Source organism: Pantoea sp. QMID4 (genome assembly GCF_030270445.1).
GTDB lineage: Bacteria > Pseudomonadota > Gammaproteobacteria > Enterobacterales > Enterobacteriaceae > Pantoea > Pantoea vagans.
Genome location: NZ_BSXL01000001.1, coordinates 964,820 through 986,806 on the forward strand (window position 1 = coordinate 964,820; position 21,987 = coordinate 986,806).

The window sequence follows — 21,987 nt, forward strand, 5'->3', positions numbered from 1 at the left end:
GGATGCACTATCATCATGATAGCGCACAGGCCAGTGTGGCCTGACAAACGTGCAATATTGTGCCACAACCCGTAAGCGGGCTGGTAATCTCTGCGACCAATTGCAGTGATAAAGCACAATTATCCAATCGGCAACGGTTATGTTATTCTTTTTTAAGCTAAAGTTATGCAAATGTTGCCATTTGACACCAGGATAAGGGAAGAGGATGTTTAAGATTTCGCGTCGTACCACCTTCGGAATGCTGCTGTTGCTCATCATGCCGGTTGCCGTCTGGCTTACCGGCTGGCGCTGGCAGCCAGGCGAAAGCAATGCGCTGCTGAAAGGTCTCTTCTGGATGACGGAAACCGTCACCAATCCGTGGGGTATTGTCACCAGCGTGCTGCTGAGCGCCTGGATGCTCTGGTGCCTGCGCTTTCGCCTGAAGCCTGCCATCCTGCTGCTGCTGATCATGAACGCCACTATTCTGGCAGGTCAATACACCAAATCTTTTATCAAAGAGCAGATTCAGGAGCCGCGTCCCTATGTGATCTGGCTGGAGCAGCATCATGGGCTGGATGAGAAGACGTTTTACGAACTGAAGCGTAAACAGCGTGGTGAGATGGTGACGTCACTGATTGCCGATGAGACGCAGATTCCGGGCTGGCTGAAACGACACTGGGCATTTGAAACCGGCTTTGCTTTTCCGTCGGGGCATACTATGTTTGCCGCCAGCTGGGCACTACTGGCACTGGGGCTGCTCTGGCCGCGTCGGCATTATAAAACCGTGGTGGTGATTTTCCTGTGGGCGATGGGCGTGATGGCGAGCCGCCTGCTACTGGGCATGCACTGGCCGCGCGATCTGGCGATGGCAACCGTGCTCTCCTGGTTGCTGGTCACCGTTGCGACCTGGCTGGCGCAGCGCTTCTGCGGCCCCCTGACGCTGCCGCCGGAAGAGCAAAAAGAGGTGGCACAGCGGGAGCCCTGATTGTAATTCTCCCTTGAGACCCCATATTATTAGTCGGGCCTGCGCAAAAGCGACTCGCCCGATGCTGCTGGGAGCAGCATTTATGCTGGATTTTTGGCATAATTCTATCTGATAACCTCACAACAGGATGCACTGTGAAATATTTGCTGATTTTTTTAGTGGTACTGGTCATTTTTATCATTTCCGTCACTTTAGGTGCGCATAACGATCAGGTCATTACTTTTAATTATCTGCTGGCGCAGGGTGAGTTCAGCATCTCGACGTTACTGGCATCCCTGTTTGGCGCAGGTTTTGTGCTTGGCTGGGTCATATGCGGGCTGTTCTGGTTACGGACCCGTGTTTCACTGGCCAATGCCAACCGTAAAATTAAGCGTATGCAGACGCAAATTGAGCAGGGCACCGCCCTGGCGACCACGCCATCTTCTCCGGCTGGCCGGGAATAATCCTCAATGCATGAATTGCTGTTTCTGTTACTGCCGGTTGCGGCTGCCTATGGCTGGTATATGGGCCGCCGCAGCGCGCATCAGGATAAGCAACAGGAAGCCAACAGGCTGTCACGTGAATATGTGGCGGGCGTCAATTTCCTGCTCTCAAATCAGCAGGACAAAGCCGTTGATCTGTTCCTCGACATGCTAAAAGAGGACAGCGGCACGGTAGAGGCACATCTGACGCTGGGTAACCTGTTCCGATCGCGTGGAGAAGTCGACCGCGCTATCCGTATCCATCAGGCTTTAATGGAAAGTGCTTCCCTGAGCTACGAGCAGCGTCTGCTTGCCGTTCAGCAGCTGGGTCGCGACTATATGGCGGCGGGCTTATATGACCGCGCAGAAGATATGTTTAAGCAGCTCACCGATGAAACGGATTTTCGTATTGGCGCGCTACAGCAGCTGTTGCTGATTCATCAGGCCACCAGTGACTGGCAACAGGCCATCGAGGTCGCAGAACGCCTGGTTAAGCTCGGCAAAGAGAAACAGAAAGGTGAAATCGCCCACTTCTACTGTGAACTGGCGTTACAGGCGATGAGCAGCGACGATCTGGATCGTGCCATGAGCCTGCTGAAGAAAGGGGAGGCGGCCGATCGCAACAGTGCACGCATCTCTATCATGATGGGCCGTATTCTGATGGAAAAAGAAGACTTCGCCAGAGCGGTGAGCCATCTCCAGCGCGTGCTGGATCAGGATAAAGAGCTGGTGAGTGAAACGCTGGGCATGCTGGAGACCTGTTTCCAGCGGCTCAATCAGCATGACGCATGGGCAGACTTTCTGCAGCGCTGTGTGGAACAGAACACCGGCGCGGCAGCGGAACTTTATCTTTCAGATATTCTTGAACAGCAGCAGGGCGCTGAAGCGGCACAAAATTACATCAGTCGTCAGCTTGAGCGGCATCCGACAATGCGTGTTTTCCATCGTCTGATGGATTTGAACCTGCGTGAAGCAGAAGATGGCCGGGCCAAAGAAAGTCTGATGGTACTGCGCGACATGGTGGGTGAACAGATCCGCACCAAGCCACGCTATCGCTGCCAGAAGTGTGGTTTTACCGCACATGCGCTTTACTGGCACTGTCCATCCTGCCGGACGTGGTCTTCAGTAAAGCCTATCCGCGGTCTCGACGGCCAGTAAAGCAGCCATTATAACTGAATCAGCACCCTTAATAGTTACAACATACTATAAAGGTAATAACCAGGAGGCTTCAGCAGAAGTACATTTATTGCCTGGCAGAGGGGCACCGGCGATTGTGATGACCAGACACCGCAGGTAGAATGCTTGCCGTTTGTCAATCGCGCCTGCGGGTGCTCACTGCAGAGGAAATGCCATGCCTTCACCCCACAACGTGACCGCTTCGCCGATTCTGGTAGCGCTGGATTATCATGACCTCGACAGCGCGTTGCGTTTTGTCGACCAGATCGATCCCAGCAGTTGCCGCCTGAAAGTGGGCAAAGAGATGTTTACGCTGTTTGGTCCTTCGCTGGTTAACACTCTGCAGCAGCGCGGCTTTGAGCTGTTCCTCGATCTTAAATTTCATGATATTCCTAACACCACCGCGCATGCCGTGGCTGCCGCGGCCGATCTTGGCGTCTGGATGGTCAATGTCCATGCCAGCGGCGGGGCGCGGATGATGAATGCGGCGCGTGAGTCGCTGCTTCCCTTTGGTAAAGATGCGCCCCTGCTGATTGCGGTGACCGTACTGACCAGCATGGATGCCGACGATCTCAGAGAGCTGGGCATTACGCTTTCACCTGCCGAACAGGCAGAGCGACTGGCAAAGCTGACCCAGTCGTGCGGACTGGATGGTGTGGTCTGTTCCGCACATGAAGCGGTCCGCTTCAAACAGGCGCTGGGTCAGGCGTTTGCGCTGGTCACGCCGGGGATTCGTCCGGCAGGCAGCGATGCCGACGATCAGCGTCGTATCATGACACCGCAACAGGCGAAGCAGGCGGGCGTGGACTACATGGTTATCGGGCGTCCGATTACGCAGTCCGCCGATCCCGCCGCCGCCCTGCAGGCGATCCTGGACAGTCTGGAGACACAATAATGGCGAATGACAATCCACTGGTTTACTCAACCGACAGCGGGCGCATAACGCAGCCTGAGCCAAAAGCGGAACGGCCAAAAGGGGATGGTGTTGTGCGGATCCAGCGTCAGACCAGCGGACGCAAGGGCAAAGGCGTCTGCCTGATCACCGGCATCGACCTGGATGATGCGGCTCTGACGATGCTGGCAGCTGAACTGAAAAAGAAGTGCGGCTGTGGCGGTTCGGTAAAAGAGGGCGTTATTGAGATTCAGGGCGATAAACGCGACTTACTGAAAACGCTGCTGGAAGCCAAAGGAATGAAGGTCAGACTGGCGGGCGGCTGAATAAAAAAAATCGGGCTACCAGAGTAGCCCGATTGTCATGCAGATGCTTAGCGTAGCCGATTATTCTTTTAATAAGATCCTTAGTGGACCTGATGACCGATAATACCACCGACAGCGGCACCACCGACTGTGCCGAGTGCGCTACCATTGGTCAATACTGAACCACCAATTGCACCCGCGCCCGCGCCAATCGCGGTGTTGCGGTCACGTTTAGACCAGTTAGAACAGCCGCTCAGTGCAACAGCTAACGTGGTCGCCAGTACAACGGCAGTGATTCGTTTCATTGTTGTTGTCATATGCTTCTCCTTTGATGTGCTCACAGAGGCAACACTCTTAGTATAGCTCCGATATTTACTCAGCCCGCTTGTGTCGCATCATTGCCGCATCCGTGTCGGCATCGAAATGTGATCACCATGGACAAACCGTTTGTAGCGGGTGAGGCACAATGCCGGATCCGACAGGTCCACGCATTGCCTGAGAAGATTCTAAGCATTCTGGATAAATCCCGAAGATAGAAAATTCTTAAATCACCACACATTTTTGGATTCACAGCCATTCCTTCTGCGTTTATAGCCATTTGCTCCATAACCCTTTGGCGTCTGACTCCGCAAAATTCAGGGACGATTGTCAGCAGGAGAAAAGGCATGCTGGAACATCTTAAACAACAGGTTCTGGAAGCGAATCTGGATTTACCCAAATATAACCTGGTGACCTTCACCTGGGGCAATGTCAGCGCGGTTGATCGCGAACAGGGTTTGCTGGTGATTAAACCCTCAGGCGTAAGCTATGACGTGATGAAGCGCGACGATATGGTTGTAGTCGATCTGGCGACTGGTGAGGTGGCAGAAGGGGATAAACGACCATCATCGGATACGGCGACGCACCGCGCGCTCTATCTTGCCTGGCCGGAGGTGGGCGGTATCGTCCATACTCACTCGCGGCATGCCACTATCTGGGCGCAGGCCGGACGCCCCATTCCGGCATGGGGAACCACCCACGCTGATGACTTCTATGGCGAGATTCCCTGTACCCGCGCAATGCGCAATGAAGAGATTCAGCACGACTACGAGTGGAATACTGGCCAGGTGATCATCGAGACCTTCGCGCAGCGTGAATTGTCACCCTTGGCGATCCCGGCGGTGCTGGTTAACTCCCATGGCCCCTTTGCGTGGGGGAAAGATGCCCATGCCGCCGTGCACAGCGCGGTTGTGCTGGAAGAGGTGGCCTATATGGGTCTGTTCAGCCAGCAACTGACCGCTAACCTCCCGCCTATCAATCAGACGCTGCTTGATTTGCACTATCTGCGAAAGCATGGCGAGAACGCCTGGTACGGCCAGAAATAACAGGCGGGGCGCCATGGCGTCCCGTTTTTTGTCTCTTATGAAACGGGTATGGCGATCCCCATCATAGTTAACAAAACAAAGCATCAATAAAATAAAGCACCGTTTCAATCTATTGAATCGATCACTGTTTTGATTACCTCAAGTCACTACTTTGCCTGCATCGCCTTCGGGCACTTCCAGCTCTATCCTCTGGCATAGCAAAGGTGACATTAATATGCACATCAAACGGGCAATAGATAAACTTCCGGGTGGCATGATGCTCATACCGCTGTTTATCGGTGCACTCTGTCACACCTTCTCACCAGGAGCCGGGAAATATTTCGGTTCTTTCACCAACGGTCTGATTACCGGCACCGTGCCCATCCTGGCCGTCTGGTTCTTCTGTATGGGGGCATCGATAAAACTCAGCGCCACTGGAACAGTACTGCGTAAATCAGGCACGCTGGTGCTCACTAAAATTGCCGTGGCACGGGTGGTAGCGGCAATCGCCTCGCGGGTGATGCCGAAAAAAGGCGTAGAAGTGGGGATGTTTGCCGGCTTATCGACGCTGGCGCTGGTCGCCGCGATGGATATGACCAATGGCGGTCATTATGCCTCCATCATGCAACAGTATGGTTCCAGAGAAGAAGCGGGCGCCTTCGTATTGATGTCGCTGGAGTCCGGGCCATTGATGACCATGGTGATTCTGGGCACCGCCGGCATCGCCTCATTCGAGCCGCACGTGTTTGTCGGCGCGATCCTGCCGTTCGTGGTCGGCTTTGCATTAGGGAATCTTGATCCGGAGTTGCGCGACTTCTTCGGAAAAGCGGTACATACGCTGATTCCCTTCTTCGCTTTTGCCCTGGGTAACACCATTAACCTTGGGGTGATTGCGGAAACCGGTCTGCCGGGCATCATGCTGGGCGTAGCAGTCATCATCATTACCGGCATCCCGCTTATTCTGGCCGATCGGCTGATTGGCGGGGGAGATGGCACGGCTGGCGTGGCCGCTTCCAGTACGGCAGGCGCGGCGGTGGCAACACCGGTGCTGATTGCCGAAATGCTGCCGCATTTTAAACCGGTTGCCCCGGCGGCCACGGCACTGGTTGCCACTTCCGTGATTGTAACCTCTGTGCTGGTGCCCATCATCACCGCCATCTATTCAAAACGTCTTAAGCGTCTTCATGTTGCCGTCGGGCAGCGTGCCGCTATTAAGTAACCCGCTTAATCAATCCCCGACGCGCCAGTCGGGGATCACTCTGGATTTTATGTTGTAAATCAATCTCTCATTTGGTCTGGCCTCACTCTGCATTACGCTGATGTGGCGTATTTAACGCATCAAAATATAAACAGAGGATGAGACAATGACAGTTATTAACCAACCAACGTGCAGATTATTTACCGAAGTCGGCAACACTACGCAGTTAGTCGCCTATTACGAAGAGGGGCGTCGTACCATGTGGATGATGCTGCGCGCTCAGCCCCGTCCAAGCTTCAACCACGAACTGATTGAGGAGATCATGAACCTGAGCTATGCCGCTCAGCGGGCCGGTCTGCCAATCGATTTCTGGGTCACCGGCTCACTGGTGCCGCAGATGTTTAACGCCGGTGGCGATCTGCGCTTCTTCGTCGAGTGCATTCGCAATAACCGTCGTGAGGCGTTGCGAGCTTATGCCCGTGCCTGTGTGGACTGCATCCATTCAGCAGCACGCGGTTTTGACACCGGCGCGGTGACGCTGGCGATGATTGAAGGCAGTGCGCTGGGCGGTGGATTTGAAGCGGCGCTGGCGCATCACTTCATTCTGGCGCAGAACAACGCGCGGATGGGCTTCCCGGAAATTGCCTTTAACCTGTTTCCCGGCATGGGCGGCTACTCGCTGGTGGCACGTCGTTCCGGCATGAAGCTGGCAGAGGAGTTAATCTGTGAAGGGGAGTCCCATAGCGCGGAGTGGTATGAGACGCGCGGACTGGTGGATAAAGTCTTCCAGCCTGGCGACAGCTATCGCGCCACACGCACCTTTATCGATACGTTACGGCCTAAGCTCAATGGCGTGCGGGCAATGCTGAAAGCGCGTCAGCGCGTGCTGCAACTGTCACGCGCTGAGCTGATGGATATCACTGAAGATTGGGTGGATTATGCCTTCACTATCGAACCCAAAGATATTGCTTACATGGAACGCCTGGTACAGTTACAAAACCGCCACAGCGCATCATTGCGTAAAGCGGGTTAATCTACACCAGCGTTAAACGCGGGCAGGATGCTTAGCCAGCCAATGCCCAAATTGTTCCGCGGGCATTGGTTTTGCGTAATAGTAACCCTGACGCCCATCGACACCACTTTTGAGGACAAATTTCTCTTCATCCGGGGTCTCAATACCCTCAGCGATTACCTGCAAATCGAGCGCCTTGGCGACGGCGACGATAGCACGCACCAGCGATTGTGAAACCGGCTGCTTATTAATATCGCGGATAAAGCTCTGGTCGAGTTTGATGGCATTGATTGGCACGCGTGCCAGCTGAGAAAGCGAGGAGTAACCGGTGCCAAAGTCATCCAGGTGCACCTGTGCGCCCAGTTCCTGAAACTGCTTCATCAGTGTCAGCGCTTCAGTTTCATTCTCAATCAGGCAGCTTTCGGTCAGCTCAATATCGATGGGACAGTCGGTGATATTAGCCTCGTGCAGCGCCTGTTTCAGGTCAGTGTAGATGCTCTGATCAATCAACTGACGGGCCGAAACGTTGACGGCGACGCGCAGAAAAATGCCCTGCTCACGCCAGGCGATAATCTGCTTCAGCACGTTGAGCATGACCCAACGTCCCAGCGGCACAATCAGCCCTGACTCTTCAGCATAGGGAATAAAGTCAGCGGGCGAGACCAGACCACGTTCTGGTGAGTTCCAGCGTACCAGTGCTTCAGCGCTGCGGACCTGGCCGTCGCTGTCGATTTTTGGCTGATAGTGCACCAGCAGATGATCCAGTTCCAGTGCCTTGCGCAGGTTAGTATCCAGCCACAGATACTCAAAGACCCGCTGGTTCATCTCTGCCGCAAACACGCAGAACTTGCCGCGCCCGTTCTCTTTGGCGTGATACATCGCGGTGTCCGCGTTGCGAATCAGGCTCTCGCGATCGTCGCCGTGCAGCGGCGCGAAAGCGATACCAATAGAACAGCCGCTGTAAACTTCGATTAGCCCGATACGGAAAGGCTGACGCAGCCGCTCAAGAATGCGGGAAGACATAGCCTCAAGCGCCGCCTGACTGGTGTGCTCAGCCAGCACCACAAATTCGTCGCCACCCAGACGGCCCAGGGTCTGGTCTTTACCCAGACAGCTGAGGATGGCCAGTGAAACTGCCTGCAGCAACTGATCGCCGAACATATGACCGTAGGCGTCGTTCACTTTTTTAAAATTATCGAGGTCGAGATAAACCACGCCGGTCTCATCACCCCTGGATCGCTCCAGCGCCAGGCTAATCTGTTGATGAATGGCGTTGCGATTGGGTAAGCCGGTCACCGTATCGGTGTTTGCCAGCACCCGCAGACGTTCCTGGGCGCGTCGCTCCTCAGTGATGTCTGTGCCAGAACAGATGAGGAAAATTTCATTTTTGCCACTGCCGCTGTGAACAAACTTATTACGAAACAGAAAGAGTCGCTGACCTTTTTTGGTTTTGACCCAGCGCTCAACCTCATAAGAGTTACCGTCACGGAAGAAGCCTGCAATGTTGCGTCGTGACTGTGAGGCTTCCTGTTTAGTCATAAAAAGCTGGAAGACGTTACGGCCAATAACCTCGTGCTCATTCAGGCCGGTATATTCTTCACTCAGGCGGTTAAAACGTTGAATATTGCCGCGCTGATCGAGGATTACAATCACCGAATTAGCTTCAGAAACCACTTGTTCAGCAAACGACAGCCCCAGGGTTAAATCGCGGGCAACTGCAGACGTATCGCCCCACGCAGAGGCGGTGCCGGCCCATGAAGCCTGATTCACTTTACGTCCGACAAAATGCATCGGCACATCAATGCCCTGAAGGGTCATAGTCAGATTGATGCTTGAGGTGATGACCGGCATCGCGCGGATCATTGCGGCCTGGCCGGGGGTCAGCGGCAGGGCGATATTGGTTTGTGATGACTCATCTTCGGCAAAATGCAACGCATCGCTGTCCGCGGTCAGACGCCAATGAGGGCTGGTTGTACCAAAAAGAGTGTACAACAACGTTTGCCCGTGTTCATCGGTCATGGAAACTTCCTCCGGGAAGTGCTCTGCAGGCGTTATCTCATTATTTTAGCAACAGTATTCATCATCTGACGCCAGCACAAGATGCAAACCAAATATATTTTTTCATCCAGATAAGAATGGCACAAAAAAGCCCCGGCGGCGCGGGGCTGTGGCGAGCGGTCAGCAGGGACATTTACCCAGTTTACCCGCCTGGCTGGGGAAGCGGGCGTCCAGGCAGTAACGGTGGAAATCGCGCTCGTTCATCGGCGGCTGGTCGGGATGATGCAGATGCATATGCTGCAGATACTTTTCATAATCCTGGACCCCGACCATTAAGCGGAAGCACTGTTGCAGACCGCGCCAGAATCCCCGCCAGCTGCGTGCCTGGGGCATCGGCGAAGCCGTCAGGTGGCAGCGGATAATCTGCCACTCACCCTGTGGACGATGGCCCTGATGAATGGCATCAGACATGACGCACCGCCTTGTTGCGCAGTGCCACCGGCGTCTCGCTGGTGGTCGGCACTGCACTGTTCAGCGCACGACGAATCACAAAGAACGCGGCGACCAGCATCGTGACCGCCACCAGCATAAAGAAGGCGCACAGCGCCGCATTAATCTGATTGCTGAACACGATGGTCTGCATATCCGCCACGCTTTTTGCTGGCGCAATGATCACACCGTCATCCAGCCCTTTGCGAAATTTATTCGCCTGGGCCAGGAAGCCAATGGACGGTTTTTCGTGAAAAATTTTCTGCCAGCCCGCGGTCATCGAAGTGATAAACAGCCAGACGGTGGGCAGAATAGTCACCCAGGCGTAGCGCTGCTTTTTCATTTTGAACAGCACGACGGTGCCAAGAATCAGCGCCATCGACGCCAGCATCTGGTTGCCGATACCAAACAGTGGCCACAGGGTGTTAATGCCGCCCAGTGGATCGACCACGCCCTGATAAACAAAGAAGCCCCAGCCCGCGACCGCGACAGTGGTGCCCGCCATGTTACCCAGCCAGGAGCGGTTGTTCGCCAGAGAAGGCACCACGGTGCCCACCAGGTCCTGCACCATAAAACGGCAGGCGCGTGTACCCGCATCGACGGCGGTCAGGATGAACAGGGCTTCGAACAGAATGGCGAAGTGATACCAGAACGCCATCATCGCCCGACTGTTAAAGATTTCGGTGATGATGTGGGCCATACCCACGGCGAAAGTGGGCGCGCCGCCTGCGCGAGAGAGAATCGAGCCTTCACCCACATCACGCGCAATACCGCTCAGCATTTCGGGCGTCACGACAAAGCCCCATCCGTTGATCACCTGCGACGCGCTTTCAACGGTGGTGCCAATCAGCGCGGCAGGTGAGTTCATGGCAAAGTAGACGCCCGGATCCAGTACCGATGCACAAATCAGCGCCATGATCGCCACAAATGACTCCATCAGCATGGCGCCATAGCCAATAAAGCGGATATGACTTTCCCGCTCAACCAGCTTCGGCGTGGTGCCGCTGGAGACCAGCGCATGGAAGCCGGAGATCGCGCCGCAGGCGATGGTAATAAACAGGAACGGGAACATCGCACCGGAGAAGACCGGGCCGGTGCCGTCGATAAATTTGGTCACCGCTGGCATTTTCATCTCAGGCATCGCAAAGACAATGCCCACCGCCAGCCCGACAATCACGCCGATTTTAAGAAAGGTCGAAAGATAGTCACGGGGTGCCAGCAGCAGCCAGACCGGTAGCACCGAAGCAATAAAACCGTAAATTACCAGTACCCAGGTCAGCGAGGTGCCTTTCAGGGTAAAGAAGGGGCCCCAGTAAGGATGCTGTGCCACGTCGCCGCCATAAATAATCGCCGCCATCATCAGCACAAAGCCAATCAATGACACCTCGGCGATTTTACCGGGCCGGATAAAGCGCATGTAAACGCCCATCAACAGCGCAATGGGAATCGTGGCCGCAATGGTAAACAGGCCCCACGGACTGTTCGCCAGCGCCTTCACGACAACCAGCGCCAGCGCCGACAGGATAATGATCATCACGCCCAGCGCGCCGAGCATGGTGACTACACCGGCAAACGCCCCTAGCTCCTGCCGCGCCATCTCGCCCAGCGAGCGGCCGTCACGGCGGGTGGAGATAAACAGGATCAGGAAATCCTGTACCGCGCCCGCCAGCATCACACCGACCAGAATCCAGATGGTGCCCGGCAGAAAGCCCATCTGCGCCGCCAGAATCGGGCCGACCAGCGGACCGGCACCGGCAATAGCCGCGAAGTGATGACCAAAAAGCACCCATTTATTGGTCGGGACATAATCGAGTCCGTCGCTCAGCCGCTCAGCGGGGGTCATCCGGCGATCGTCCAGTTCGAAGATATTGCGGGCGATAAACAGGCTGTAGAAGCGATACGCGATGCTGTAACAGGCGACAGCGGCTATCACCAGCCAGACTGCATTGACGTGTTCGCCGCGGCTGAGGGCCAGCATGGCGAAAGCGCCCGCGCCGATTAACGCCACCACTAACCAGATGACACTGGTTTTGACGTTTTTCATGACTAACTCCTTGTAGGGACCGAGAGGAAAGCGATCGAAAACAACGAGTTAAACTTAATGTAATGGAATGTAAGTGAAAGTTAATCAGTAGAGAAGTGTGAAGCGGGGTACAAATTTAACGTTTTCGTAACGCCAACGGGGCGGGAACAGGCGGGATAACTGAAGTTATCCCGCCAGATTTATTGCTTAAACACGCCGTGTTCAGACGGCAGGACGGGCCACAACGCTGCGGGTTTCCATACGGACTTCGGCGATGGTCACATCAATCACGTCAGTCACGCGGTAAACCACTTCACCTTTAATCTGTACGCTGCCATTTTCCTGGCTGAGAACCAGCTCATCACGCACTGCGTGAATGAAGGGTGCCGGGATAAAGGCGACGGCGCCGAACTCGACCAGGCGAACGCGCATACCGCCGCGCGACACGTCGATAATCTCAGCGCTGAAGCGACGGTCGGCGCCCGCAAACGGAGACAGATAACGGGCGTAGAGCCAGTCGCCGACATCACGTTCCGCCATCCGGTTCAGGCGACGGCGCTCACTCATTGTCACCGTTACGGCCTCATCCGGGCGGGCAATCTGCTCACCGCGAATAATCGCTTTCAGGAGACGATGGTTAATCATATCGCCGAATTTACGAATCGGTGAGGTCCAGGTGGCATAGGCCTCCAGGCCCAGTCCAAAGTGCGGGCCAGGCTCAGTGCTGATCTCCGCGAAGGTCTGGAAACGACGGATGCGGCTGTCGAGGAACTGGGTCGGCTGTGCATCAAGCTCACGACGCAGCACACGGAAACCGTCCAGCGTGGTGATTGCCTGTGCATCCACAGTAACACCGTGATTGGCCAGCACGGCGGCGGCCTGCTCAGCATTGGTCGCATCGAAACCGGCATGGACGTTATAAATGCCGAAACCAAGACGGTCACGCATCACTTTCGCCGCGCAGACGTTCGCCAGAATCATGGACTCTTCAACGATGCGGTTAGCGATGCGGCGAGGTTCAGCCACGATCTCCAGTACTTCGCCTTTTTCACCCAGCAGGAAGCGGTAGTCCGGGCGATCTTTAAACACCAGCGCGTGGGTCTGACGCCACTCGCTGCGCGCCAGGCAGAGACGGTGCAACAGACGAATCTGATCCGCAATCGCCTCACTCTCCGGCTGCCAGCTGCCGTTGTTTTCCAGCCAGTCAGAAACGTCGTCGTAGGCCAGCTTGGCTTTGGACTCAATCCAGGCCGCAAAGAACTCGACGTCATCACTTAAGGTGCCATCGTCGGCCACCGTGACGCGGCAGGCCAGCGCCGGACGGCGCACATTCGGACGCAGCGAGCAGACATCATCAGAGAGTTCGCGCGGCAGCATCGGGATGTTGAAGCCCGGCAGATAGTTGGTAAACGCGCGCTGCGCCGCCAGCTTATCGAGCTGACTGCCCTCCGGCACGTAGGCGGTCGGGTCAGCGATGGCGATGATCAGACGCAGGGTGCCATCATCCTGTGCTTCCACATAGAGCGCATCATCCATATCCTGGGTGCTGGCGCTGTCAATGGTGACAAAATCCAGCGCGGTCAGATCTTCACGCGTCAGATTTTCATCCAGCATCTCGCCAAAGCTGACGTCAGGTGCTTCACGCTCCAGGTTATGACGCGACAGCGTCACCCACCACGGCGCCAGAGGGTCATCAGCTTTGACAATAAAATCGGTAAGTTCAGCATAAAAGCCGCGGTCGCCCTTCAGTGGATGGCGACGCATTTCCGCCACGGCCCAGTCGCCATTTTCAAATGCATGGCTGACATCGCGCGCTGGGCGACACTGAATTGCATCTTTCAGCAGGGGATGATCCGGCACAATCGACATGCGATCGTCTTTTTTCTGCACCCGGCCAACAAAGCGGCTCAGGAACGGTTCAATCAGGGTTTCCGGCTCAGCGCTTTCGCGATCTTTATCGCTGTGGATCACGGCGGTGATACGATCGCCATGCATTACTTTCTTCATCTGCGGTGGCGGAATGAAGTAACTTTTTTGCGCATCGACTTCCAGAAAGCCGAAGCCTTTTTCGGTGCCTTTAACGACGCCTTCAGCACGAGGCGTTTGCGAATGGAGCTTCTCTTTCAGCTGCGCGAGCAGCGGGTTATCCTGGAACATAATTTTTACGTTTCGTTGGCTGATTGCGGCTGACAGTTTTACGCGAATCGACGCCGCGCGGCAAGGCAAAAAGCCGGACGAACCGGCTTTTCAGGGAGTGGCGAAGGTGCTATCAGGCGATGCGCTGATCGGCCAGTGCTGACGACAATTCCAGCTTCACCGGCACCGATTTAGAGGTCGGTGTACCGCTGTCATCGCCAAAGCTGTTCAGCGGCACCAGCGGGTTGGTTTCCGGATAATAAGCCGCCAGGTTACCGCGCGGAATATTGTAGGGAACCAGTTTGAAGCCGCTGACGCGACGGGTGATGCCATCATTCCACAGCGTTTCGATATCAACATTCTGGCCTTCGGTGAAGCCCAGGTCTGCCATATCGTCCGGGTTAATGAACACCACTTCACGCTGACCAAACACGCCACGGTAACGGTCATCAAGGCCGTAAATAGTGGTGTTGTACTGGTCATGGGAGCGCAGTGTCTGCAAAGTAAAAGGCACATCCTGAACCAGCGTCGGGAACAGCGAAGTCGGCAGCGCAGAGGCGTTGAACTCCGCTTTCTGGTTTGGCGTGTTAAAGCGCAACTCTGCTGCCGCGTTGCCCAGATAGAAACCACCCGGGATATCGCATTTGGCGTTGAAGTCGGCAAAACCCGGAATCGTCGCGGCAATGTGCTCACGGATCAGGTTGTAATCACCCGCCAGCTCGCGCCATTTCACTTTCTCATCACCCAGCACTGCCTGGGCGATACCCGCAACAATCGAGGTCTCTGAACGCTGTGTTTCCGCCAGCGGAATACCGATACCTTCAGAGGCGTGGACCATGCTGAAAGAGTCTTCCACGGTAATGAACTGATTACCAGTTGCCTGCAGATCGCGCTCGGTGCGCCCCAGCGTTGGCAGAATCAGCCCTTCGTGACCCGGCACCAGATGACTGCGGTTCAGTTTGGTACTGATATGCACGGTCAGACCACAGCGTGACAGCGCCTCTTCGGTGCGTGGTGAATCGGGCGCAGCCGCAGCCAGGTTGCCACCCAGCGCGATCAGCACTTTGACTTCATTACGCAGCATCGCGTTCAGCGCTTCAACGGTATTATGGCCTGGCGCACGCGGTGGCTCGAAACCGAAATGATTACCCAGTGCATCCAGGAAGGCTTTGGCCGGTTTCTCATCGATACCCATGGTGCGGTTGCCCTGTACATTACTGTGACCGCGAACCGGGCAGAGACCTGCGCCTTTTTTGCCCAGCTGACCAAACAGCAGTTGCAGGTTGGCGATTTCGCGCACCGTGTCGACCGAGTGCTTATGCTGGGTAATGCCCATCGCCCAGGTACAGATCACGCGGTCTGCGCTCTGGTAAATCGCAGCAGCTTCACAGATTTGCGCCTGAGTCAGGCCAGACTGCGCCACGATCTGCATCCAGCTGGTGTTATCCACCGCGTCGAGGTAGGCCTCAATACCGTTGGTTTTGGCATTGATGAAGGTCTGATCGAACAGACCACTTTCTCCGGCCACGAGGCGTGCACGATGGGTCTCCAGCAGGGATTTCACCATGCCGCGCACTGCCGCCATGTCACCGCCCAGGTTTGGCTGGTAATAGGAGGAGCTGATGTTGCCCGCTTTCGAGGTCACCACTTCCAGCGGTTTCTGCGGATCGGCAAAACGTTCCAGACCGCGCTCGCGCAGGGTATTAAAAGTAACGATCTTCGCGCCGTGATCGGCAGCGTGACGCAGGCTGTGCAGCATACGCGGATGGTTGGTGCCAGGGTTTTGCCCGAAGACAAAAATGGCATCAGCGTGATCGAAATCATCCAGGCGAATGGTGCCTTTGCCGACGCCAATGCTGCGCTTCAGACCGGTGCCGCTGGCTTCGTGACACATGTTGGAGCAGTCAGGGAAGTTGTTGGTGCCCGTCAGGCGGCCAAACAGCTGATAAAGCCAGGAGGCTTCATTGCTGGCGCGACCAGAGGTGTAAAGCTCCATCTGGTCCGGATGATCCATCGCCTTGATGTGCCGCGCGATCAGTGCAAATGCATCATCCCAGCTAATCGGCTCGTAGTGGTCGGTTTCCGCGTTGTAGCGCAGTGGATGGGTCAGACGCCCCTGATACTCAAGGAAATAGTCACTCTGGGTATAAAGCGTTGTCACGCTGTGCTTAGCGAAAAAATCGCTGTCGACCATGCGGCGTGTCGCTTCCCAGGTCACCGCTTTGGCGCCGTTTTCGCAGAAGCTGAAGGTACTTTTATTGTCATCACCCCAGGCGCAGCCCGGACAGTCAAAACCGCGTGCTTTGTTCATGCGCATCAGGTTGCGCATATTTCTCAGGGCCGCTTTGCTGTCAAGAACGAAACGCGTGGTGGCTTCCAGTGAACCCCAGCCGCCCGCAGCCGCGCGGTAGGGTTTGATTTGGCGTTTAAATTTCATAATGAGTGCAGGCTTTTATAGTAGGAATTATTGTTTAGTGTTTGTTATCAGGTTATAGCCTGATGGTGAAACAAAGTCTGCAGATATCCTTATACTTTGTCTAATTGATTGACTTAATGGTGCGATAGCTGACGTTTATCGTGCATCGGCCAGAATTGTGATGGTGGTCAGATTTTACCCGCCTTTAACTGGCTGATAACGGGAGTTCTCCTCACAACAGGCTAATACTTGCTGTTCACTATCAGAGAAGGCGTAAATCCATGAAACAGCTGACCAGCCAGATCCATGCATTTGGCAAAGCGTTGATGATGCCAATCTCGGTCATCGCTGCCGCGGGTATTTTTCTTGGGCTGGCGGCGGCGATGCAGAACCCGGCGGTGACCGGTGAAGCCTTTGCGCAGATGCAGGTGCCGCAGTTAATCATTGGATTTATCCGCAAGGTCGCCGGGGCGCTGTTTGCCAACCTGCCGGTCTTCTTTGCAGTGGCGAGCGCCATCGGACTGGCGAAAGCGGAAAAACCTACCGCCGCCTTTGCTGCGGTGATTGGCTACATCGTGATGAACGTCGGTATCAGCGCCACGCTGGCGGCGAAAGGGATCACCGCAGCCACTACCACACCCGGCGCGCTGCAGCAGGCGGGGATGGATCAGACCACTGCCATGATGACCTCGGCGGAATATATCAACATGCTGGGCGTCTTTACCTACAACATGAGCGTGCTGGGCGGGGTGATTGCCGGTCTGATCACGGTGGCGCTGCACAATCGTTTCTATACTCAGCAGCTGCCAACTGCGATCAGTTTTTTTGGCGGCCGGCGTTTTGTGCCGATCGTGACCGTGGTCTGTCTGCCGCTGATTGGGGTGTTGCTGGCGCTGGTCTGGCCTGCTATCGGCGAGGGTATCGCCTGGATTGGCCAGATGATCGGCAAAAGCGGCCAGTATGGGGCATTTCTGCTGGGGGCCTTTGAACGCATCCTGATCCCCACCGGCCTGCATCATATCCTCAACGAAACCGTGCGGTTCACGCCAATTGGCGGCATGGCGGTAGTCGACGGTCAGACGGTGGTCGGTGCGCTGAACATTTTCAATGCGTCGCTGACCCATCCGGGATCAATACCCGATGAGACGCTGCGCACCGCCACGCAGTTTCTGGCACAGGGCAAGATTCCGGTGATGATGTTTGGTCTGCCCGCTGCGGCGCTGGCGATCTATCACACTGCGCGGCCCGAACATAAGCGGCGGGTCAAAGCGCTGGTAATGGCGGGCGCGCTGACCTCATTTACCACCGGGATTACCGAGCCGCTGGAGTTCTGTTTTATCTTTGTCTCGCCAGTGCTCTATCTGCTACACGCGTTCTTAACCGGTCTGTCGTTTATGCTGATGTCGATGCTGCATCTGATGATCGGCAACGTGCAGGGCGGCATAATCGACCTGGTGGTGTTCGGCATGCTGGGCGGCGCGAAAACCCACTGGTGGTGGACGCTGGTGCTGGGCGTCATCTATGCGCCGATCTACTACTACGCTTTCCGGCTGGTGATCACCAGGATGCATGTCGAAACGCCGGGTCGCGAGTCGGAAGAGGAGAAACCGCAACAGGTCGCTGCGGATGAGCGGACGCAGGTGATTATCAGCGGACTGGGCGGGCAGGCCAATATCGAGGATGTCGATTGCTGCTTTACCCGCCTGCGGGTAAGGGTTAAAGAGATGAATCAGGTGGTCGATCAGACATTGATGAGCACCGGTGCTAACGGGGTTAATCGCGTCAGCAAGCACGATGTACAGGTTATCTATGGTCCGCAGGTCGAGAAAATTGCCAGTGAAGTGAAACTGGCGCTGGGCGTTGCATAGCAGCGGGCTGTTTCAGGTTTTATCATCCGGCCAGACGCCTGGTTGCTCCGGGCGGTTAGCACCTGTTGGCCTGGGGAGGCTAAACGCTGCCGTCCCGCTTATTGTAACTAAAAAAAGCTCAGCCCTAATGGGGCGCACTTTTCTGCCGATATAGCGACTAATACTCCCTATTTCGGAACATCGCGATGTCGTTAAAAAAGTCCTCATTGATTATCTTCTCCTTCCTGCTGGCGCTGTTTCTCACCAGCGTGGCAATCAGTACCTGGCTGCTGATTCAGAGCAATCACTCGCTGAACGCGGTCAACAAAGAGATCCGCGTGGTGCTCTCGGTCATTGACCCGATTAACCACAGCCGTACGCTGCGTGTCCGCCTGATGGAGTACATGAAGGAGATTGAGGGCAGTGACGCCAGCAATCCCGCCATGCTGGACAGCGTGCGGACCGTGGCGGGTAAAGCTGATGCCGCGTTCCAGGCCTATATGAATGCGCCGCGTCTGCCGGGCGAAGAGGCGGAGGCAGATGCCTACAATCAGGCTTATCAGGCCTATCGTCAGCAGGGGTTGCAGCCCTTAATTGAGGCAGCAGAGGCGCACGATCAGGTGCGTTTTAAAAACCAAATCCCGACCGTGGTTCGTCTGGATCGTCAGTATGAAATTATTCTGGATCGTGTTCTGGCCCAGCACGAAACCTACGCCAAAAAGCTCAACAGCGACGCACAGAGTCACTTTACCTCTGGCATTACGCTGCTGGGCCTGTTTGGCGTGCTGTTTTTCGGCATCATCATCGCCATTTACATCTTCATGAAGCGCTATGTCCTTTCGCCAATCAATGACGCGCAGGAACACTGTAAGTTGATTGCGGCGGGCGTTCTGGATGCCACCGTTCCGGTGAAACCGGGTTCACGCAGTGAAATTCAGATGCTGATGGGTTCGCTGGAGCAGATGCGCAGCGCGCTGACCGCCATTATCCTTCAGGTGCGTGATTCAACCCGTTCAGTCTCTACCGCCTCGCAGGAAATTGCGGCGGGCAACATCGATCTCGCCTCGCGCACCGAACAGCAGGCCGCTGCGCTGACGGAAACCGCAGCCAGCATGGAACAACTGGGCGCAACGGTGAAACAGAACACTGAAAACGTCTTTGAAGCCTGCCGTCTGACCAGTGAAGCGGTGAAAAACGCCGAAAGCGGTGAAAAAGTCTCGCAGGAAGTGGTGACATCAATGGCGCTGATTAACGCCAGCTCGAAGAAGATTGAAGAGATCACCACCGTTATCGACAGTATCGCCTTCCAGACTAACATCCTGGCGCTGAACGCGGCCGTCGAAGCCGCCCGCGCGGGTGAGCAGGGACGTGGTTTTGCGGTAGTCGCAGGTGAAGTGCGTAACCTGGCCCAGCGCAGCGCCACCGCTGCGAAAGAGATTGAGGGGCTGATTGCAGAAACGGTCTCCATCATTCACGCCGGTTCAGACCAGGTCAGCCGGACCGGTGAAGCAATGAGTGCGATTATCTCCTCGGTCAGCCGCGTAAATCTGCTGATGGAGCACATTTCTACCGCGTCTGATGAACAGAGTCGCGGCATCGGTCAGATTGAGCAGGCGGTTACCGAGATGGACAGCGTGACCCAGCAGAACTCGGCGCTGGTGCAGGAGTCTGCGGCAGCATCGGCCTCACTGGAGGAGCAGGTGCAATACCTGACGCAGTCGGTCTCGACTTTCCGTCTGGCAAACAGTTGACTGGTTTTCCCGCGCGGCGTCCAGGCAGCGCGGGATCCTGAATAATGCTGTGATGCGCATCGTGAGGCAGAGAATAGCGTGTTTGATTCAGCGCCTTGTGGCTGAGGCAGAATGGGCGGATTATACGGTTTTGCACTGAACACGGGGTTGTCATGCTAATCAGCACAGAAAGTGCCCGCAGCAACAGTGCCGATACCCGACTGGCCTGCACGCTGGCCGCTGCCGCAGGCGCGCTGAATACCGCCGCATTTGAGATTGTCGGTTTCTTTTCAGCTAACATGACCGGGAATGTCTCGCTGCTGTCCGATCATCTGGCAAAAGCGAACCTGGGGCCTGGCCTGTTTTTTCTGTCAATCGTCCTGCTGTTTATTGCAGGCTCCATGTTTTCAACGCTGGTCATTAATGCCGGGCACCGCAGGAATATCCGTACTATCTATGCCTTCGTTATTCTGATTGAGGGCATCGCGCTGATTACGCTGGGCGTCATTGAGAATCACTTTCCGCCGCTGTCGCCCGGTGTGGTGTTGATCATGAGCCTGAGCTTTTTTATGGGGCTACAGAATGCGGTCGTCACGCGGATCTCCAATGCCCGTGTTCGCACCACCCATATCTCCGGCACGGCGACTGATATCGGGATTGAGCTGGCGATGTTGTTTGAAATGTTGCGGCGCAAAGCCTCACCGAAAGATGCGCCGATCTGGCTGGGGCGGTTGCGGCTGCACAGTCTGACCCTGCTGTCTTTCCTTGCAGGCGGCGTGGCCGGCATCGCACTTTGCCGACTGCTCGGCTACGATTTCCTGTTGCCCGTGGGGTTCGGATTAATCTGTCTGGCGCTGAATGCCCTGGTAACTAAGCCAGTAAACCAGGGGGGATGAAACGGTGATTTTGCTGTTATCGTTTGGTTTCAGATAAGCGTCGCGCGAAGCTCTGATTTATTTGTTCCGACTGCGCAGATGATCCGTGCGGTTAAAAGATCAGAGCCCGCACAGGGTAAAATTGAGCCGTATACTCGGGTTGATACTGCCATTGAAAAAGTCACACGAACCGTCTTAAACCTGCTGATGGATAATTAACATCGACATTAAACAACTCATTTACCTGTGTAACCTGGAGCGGGAACGCCATTTCGGCCGGGCTGCGGAAGCCAGTTTTGTGACGCAGCCGACCCTGTCAATGCGTCTGAAAAATCTCGAGCGCGAGCTGGGCCTGCCGCTGATCAACCGCAGCAATAACTTTGCCGGATTTACGCCAGAGGGCGATCGCGTGCTGGCTTGGGCGAGGGAGATTGTTTCGGTCTATCAGGGGCTGAAGCTGGAAGTGGAATCGCTGAAACATGGAGTGAACGGCACGCTGCGGGTTGGCGTTGTGCCGCAGTGCAGCGTGGCACTGCCGCTGCTGCTGAAAGCCGTGCAGGCGCGTTATCCCCAGCTCGATTACCGCATTGCGGTACTCAGTGCTGATCAGCTGCTGGAAGCGCTTAACAGCCACACCGTGGATGTCGGAATTGGCTTTTTTGAGATGGCAACGCTGCGGGAGCTTCATTTCCAGACTGAGATACTGGCCGATCGCGGCGTTGAAGCCGTGTTCCATCCCGACTATTTTCCGGCGCTGGTGGGAGAAACCCCCCTGACGCTGAACGAACTGGCACAACAGCCGCTCTGCCTGGCGGAGCCAACGCGCTATTTCCGCCGCTATCTTGATATGGCCTTTCGCGAGGCGGCGCTGGTGCCGCGGGTTATCGTGGAGAGCGCCTCTATCATGCAGCTGATGCAGTGTGCTCAGGTCGGTCTGGGGCTGCTGGTATCGCCAGTGGGTCATCTGCTGCCCGCATCAATTCAGGGGTTACAGCAGCGCGGCATTACGCTGCCGCCGATGGCGCGCCAGGCTGCGCTGGTGATAGCGGAACCTGGCCGTGCCACTCCGCTGGCACAGCACTTTTTCGACGAAGCGCGCGGTCAGCTGCCGGTTTAGCTCAG

At 55.7% G+C, this 21,987-nt stretch carries 18 protein-coding genes; 12 read left to right on the forward strand and 6 right to left on the reverse strand.

Translation table 11 applies throughout. The features are described from left to right. Positions 1 to 205 precede the first annotated feature (205 nt). From pgpB to yciH, 5 genes are all read left to right on the forward strand, one after another. A complete protein-coding gene (gene pgpB, locus QSK07_RS04465) occupies positions 206 to 964 on the forward strand; it encodes a phosphatidylglycerophosphatase B (RefSeq protein WP_285720548.1) in 759 nt (252 codons plus the stop codon). A 134-nt stretch (positions 965 to 1,098) separates the two neighbouring features. After that, the gene (locus QSK07_RS04470) at positions 1,099 to 1,407 is read left to right on the forward strand and encodes a LapA family protein (protein WP_285720549.1); all 309 of its coding nucleotides are present in this window, start codon (positions 1,099 to 1,101) and stop codon (positions 1,405 to 1,407) included. Between the two features lie 6 nt (positions 1,408 to 1,413). Then, positions 1,414 to 2,583, forward strand: coding sequence for a lipopolysaccharide assembly protein LapB (gene lapB, locus QSK07_RS04475; RefSeq protein WP_285720550.1), 1,170 nt, complete (start codon positions 1,414 to 1,416; stop codon positions 2,581 to 2,583). Positions 2,584 to 2,776: 193 nt separating this feature from the next. Beyond that, positions 2,777 to 3,496, forward strand: a complete 720-nt coding sequence (pyrF, locus tag QSK07_RS04480) for an orotidine-5'-phosphate decarboxylase (protein WP_285720551.1) — start codon at positions 2,777 to 2,779, stop codon at positions 3,494 to 3,496. Then, positions 3,496 to 3,819 (forward strand): stress response translation initiation inhibitor YciH, encoded by a 324-nt coding sequence (gene yciH / locus QSK07_RS04485; protein WP_285720552.1) that lies wholly within the window; start codon positions 3,496 to 3,498, stop codon positions 3,817 to 3,819. The genes pyrF and yciH overlap by 1 nt, the downstream gene beginning before the upstream one ends. A gap of 80 nt (positions 3,820 to 3,899) precedes the next feature. Here the strand turns inward: yciH and osmB are convergent, their stop codons facing one another. Next, on the reverse strand, positions 3,900 to 4,115 hold the full coding sequence (gene osmB / locus QSK07_RS04490) for an osmotically-inducible lipoprotein OsmB (protein WP_003853848.1): 216 nt from the start codon (positions 4,113 to 4,115) through the stop codon (positions 3,900 to 3,902). A gap of 348 nt (positions 4,116 to 4,463) precedes the next feature. Between osmB and araD the strand changes: the two genes are divergently transcribed. From araD to QSK07_RS04505, 3 genes are all read left to right on the forward strand, one after another. Then, positions 4,464 to 5,162 carry an L-ribulose-5-phosphate 4-epimerase gene (gene araD / locus QSK07_RS04495; protein WP_098050407.1) on the forward strand — a complete coding sequence of 233 codons (699 nt, stop codon included), beginning with the start codon at positions 4,464 to 4,466 and terminating at the stop codon, positions 5,160 to 5,162. 214 nt (positions 5,163 to 5,376) lie between these two features. Beyond that, positions 5,377 to 6,360 (forward strand): 2-keto-3-deoxygluconate transporter, encoded by a 984-nt coding sequence (gene kdgT / locus QSK07_RS04500; protein ID WP_285720553.1) that lies wholly within the window; start codon positions 5,377 to 5,379, stop codon positions 6,358 to 6,360. Between the two features lie 145 nt (positions 6,361 to 6,505). After that, a complete protein-coding gene (locus QSK07_RS04505; RefSeq protein WP_098050409.1) occupies positions 6,506 to 7,372 on the forward strand; it encodes a crotonase/enoyl-CoA hydratase family protein in 867 nt (288 codons plus the stop codon). 12 nt (positions 7,373 to 7,384) lie between these two features. Here QSK07_RS04505 and pdeR read toward each other — a convergent pair whose 3' ends face one another. The 5 genes from pdeR to QSK07_RS04530 all read right to left on the reverse strand — a co-directional run bounded on the left by pdeR (position 7,385) and on the right by QSK07_RS04530 (position 16,434). Then, positions 7,385 to 9,370: a cyclic di-GMP phosphodiesterase gene (gene pdeR, locus QSK07_RS04510; RefSeq protein ID WP_285720554.1), complete on the reverse strand. Its 1,986-nt coding sequence runs from the start codon at positions 9,368 to 9,370 to the stop codon at positions 7,385 to 7,387. A 159-nt stretch (positions 9,371 to 9,529) separates the two neighbouring features. Continuing rightward, positions 9,530 to 9,820, reverse strand: coding sequence for a YbdD/YjiX family protein (locus QSK07_RS04515; protein WP_275219371.1), 291 nt, complete (start codon positions 9,818 to 9,820; stop codon positions 9,530 to 9,532). Beyond that, positions 9,813 to 11,882, reverse strand: a complete 2,070-nt coding sequence (locus QSK07_RS04520) for a carbon starvation CstA family protein (protein ID WP_285720555.1) — start codon at positions 11,880 to 11,882, stop codon at positions 9,813 to 9,815. The genes QSK07_RS04515 and QSK07_RS04520 overlap by 8 nt, the downstream gene beginning before the upstream one ends. Before the next feature lie 201 nt (positions 11,883 to 12,083). Continuing rightward, a complete protein-coding gene (locus QSK07_RS04525) occupies positions 12,084 to 14,018 on the reverse strand; it encodes an exoribonuclease II (RefSeq protein ID WP_285720556.1) in 1,935 nt (644 codons plus the stop codon). Positions 14,019 to 14,130: 112 nt separating this feature from the next. Then, positions 14,131 to 16,434, reverse strand: coding sequence for an FdhF/YdeP family oxidoreductase (locus tag QSK07_RS04530; RefSeq protein WP_285720557.1), 2,304 nt, complete (start codon positions 16,432 to 16,434; stop codon positions 14,131 to 14,133). A gap of 260 nt (positions 16,435 to 16,694) precedes the next feature. Here QSK07_RS04530 and QSK07_RS04535 point away from each other — a divergent pair, with 260 nt between their 5' ends. From QSK07_RS04535 to QSK07_RS04550, 4 genes are all read left to right on the forward strand, one after another. Further along, positions 16,695 to 18,281 (forward strand): PTS transporter subunit EIIC, encoded by a 1,587-nt coding sequence (locus QSK07_RS04535; protein WP_285720558.1) that lies wholly within the window; start codon positions 16,695 to 16,697, stop codon positions 18,279 to 18,281. A 185-nt stretch (positions 18,282 to 18,466) separates the two neighbouring features. Then, positions 18,467 to 20,011 (forward strand): methyl-accepting chemotaxis protein, encoded by a 1,545-nt coding sequence (locus QSK07_RS04540; RefSeq protein ID WP_098050415.1) that lies wholly within the window; start codon positions 18,467 to 18,469, stop codon positions 20,009 to 20,011. A gap of 152 nt (positions 20,012 to 20,163) precedes the next feature. After that, positions 20,164 to 20,886, forward strand: coding sequence for a YoaK family protein (locus QSK07_RS04545; RefSeq protein WP_285720559.1), 723 nt, complete (start codon positions 20,164 to 20,166; stop codon positions 20,884 to 20,886). Positions 20,887 to 21,085: 199 nt separating this feature from the next. Further along, entirely contained in the window at positions 21,086 to 21,982 is an 897-nt protein-coding gene (locus QSK07_RS04550) for a LysR family transcriptional regulator (RefSeq protein WP_098050417.1), read from the forward strand. Positions 21,983 to 21,987 lie beyond the last annotated feature (5 nt).

What these genes read in the sequence shown, in the direction of transcription:
- QSK07_RS04540 (WP_098050415.1), top strand. Translation starts at nt 18,467, where the DNA reads ATGTCGTTAAAAAAGTCCTCATTGATTATCTTCTCCTTCCTGCTGGCG.
- pdeR (WP_285720554.1), bottom strand. Translation starts at nt 9,370, where the DNA reads ATGACCGATGAACACGGGCAAACGTTGTTGTACACTCTTTTTGGTACA.
- QSK07_RS04505 (WP_098050409.1), top strand. Translation starts at nt 6,506, where the DNA reads ATGACAGTTATTAACCAACCAACGTGCAGATTATTTACCGAAGTCGGC.
- QSK07_RS04530 (WP_285720557.1), bottom strand. Translation starts at nt 16,434, where the DNA reads ATGAAATTTAAACGCCAAATCAAACCCTACCGCGCGGCTGCGGGCGGC.
- osmB (WP_003853848.1), bottom strand. Translation starts at nt 4,115, where the DNA reads ATGACAACAACAATGAAACGAATCACTGCCGTTGTACTGGCGACCACG.
- QSK07_RS04545 (WP_285720559.1), top strand. Translation starts at nt 20,164, where the DNA reads ATGCTAATCAGCACAGAAAGTGCCCGCAGCAACAGTGCCGATACCCGA.
- yciH (WP_285720552.1), top strand. Translation starts at nt 3,496, where the DNA reads ATGGCGAATGACAATCCACTGGTTTACTCAACCGACAGCGGGCGCATA.
- QSK07_RS04515 (WP_275219371.1), bottom strand. Translation starts at nt 9,820, where the DNA reads ATGTCTGATGCCATTCATCAGGGCCATCGTCCACAGGGTGAGTGGCAG.
- QSK07_RS04535 (WP_285720558.1), top strand. Translation starts at nt 16,695, where the DNA reads ATGAAACAGCTGACCAGCCAGATCCATGCATTTGGCAAAGCGTTGATG.
- QSK07_RS04520 (WP_285720555.1), bottom strand. Translation starts at nt 11,882, where the DNA reads ATGAAAAACGTCAAAACCAGTGTCATCTGGTTAGTGGTGGCGTTAATC.
- pyrF (WP_285720551.1), top strand. Translation starts at nt 2,777, where the DNA reads ATGCCTTCACCCCACAACGTGACCGCTTCGCCGATTCTGGTAGCGCTG.
- pgpB (WP_285720548.1), top strand. Translation starts at nt 206, where the DNA reads ATGTTTAAGATTTCGCGTCGTACCACCTTCGGAATGCTGCTGTTGCTC.
- araD (WP_098050407.1), top strand. Translation starts at nt 4,464, where the DNA reads ATGCTGGAACATCTTAAACAACAGGTTCTGGAAGCGAATCTGGATTTA.
- kdgT (WP_285720553.1), top strand. Translation starts at nt 5,377, where the DNA reads ATGCACATCAAACGGGCAATAGATAAACTTCCGGGTGGCATGATGCTC.
- QSK07_RS04525 (WP_285720556.1), bottom strand. Translation starts at nt 14,018, where the DNA reads ATGTTCCAGGATAACCCGCTGCTCGCGCAGCTGAAAGAGAAGCTCCAT.
- lapB (WP_285720550.1), top strand. Translation starts at nt 1,414, where the DNA reads ATGCATGAATTGCTGTTTCTGTTACTGCCGGTTGCGGCTGCCTATGGC.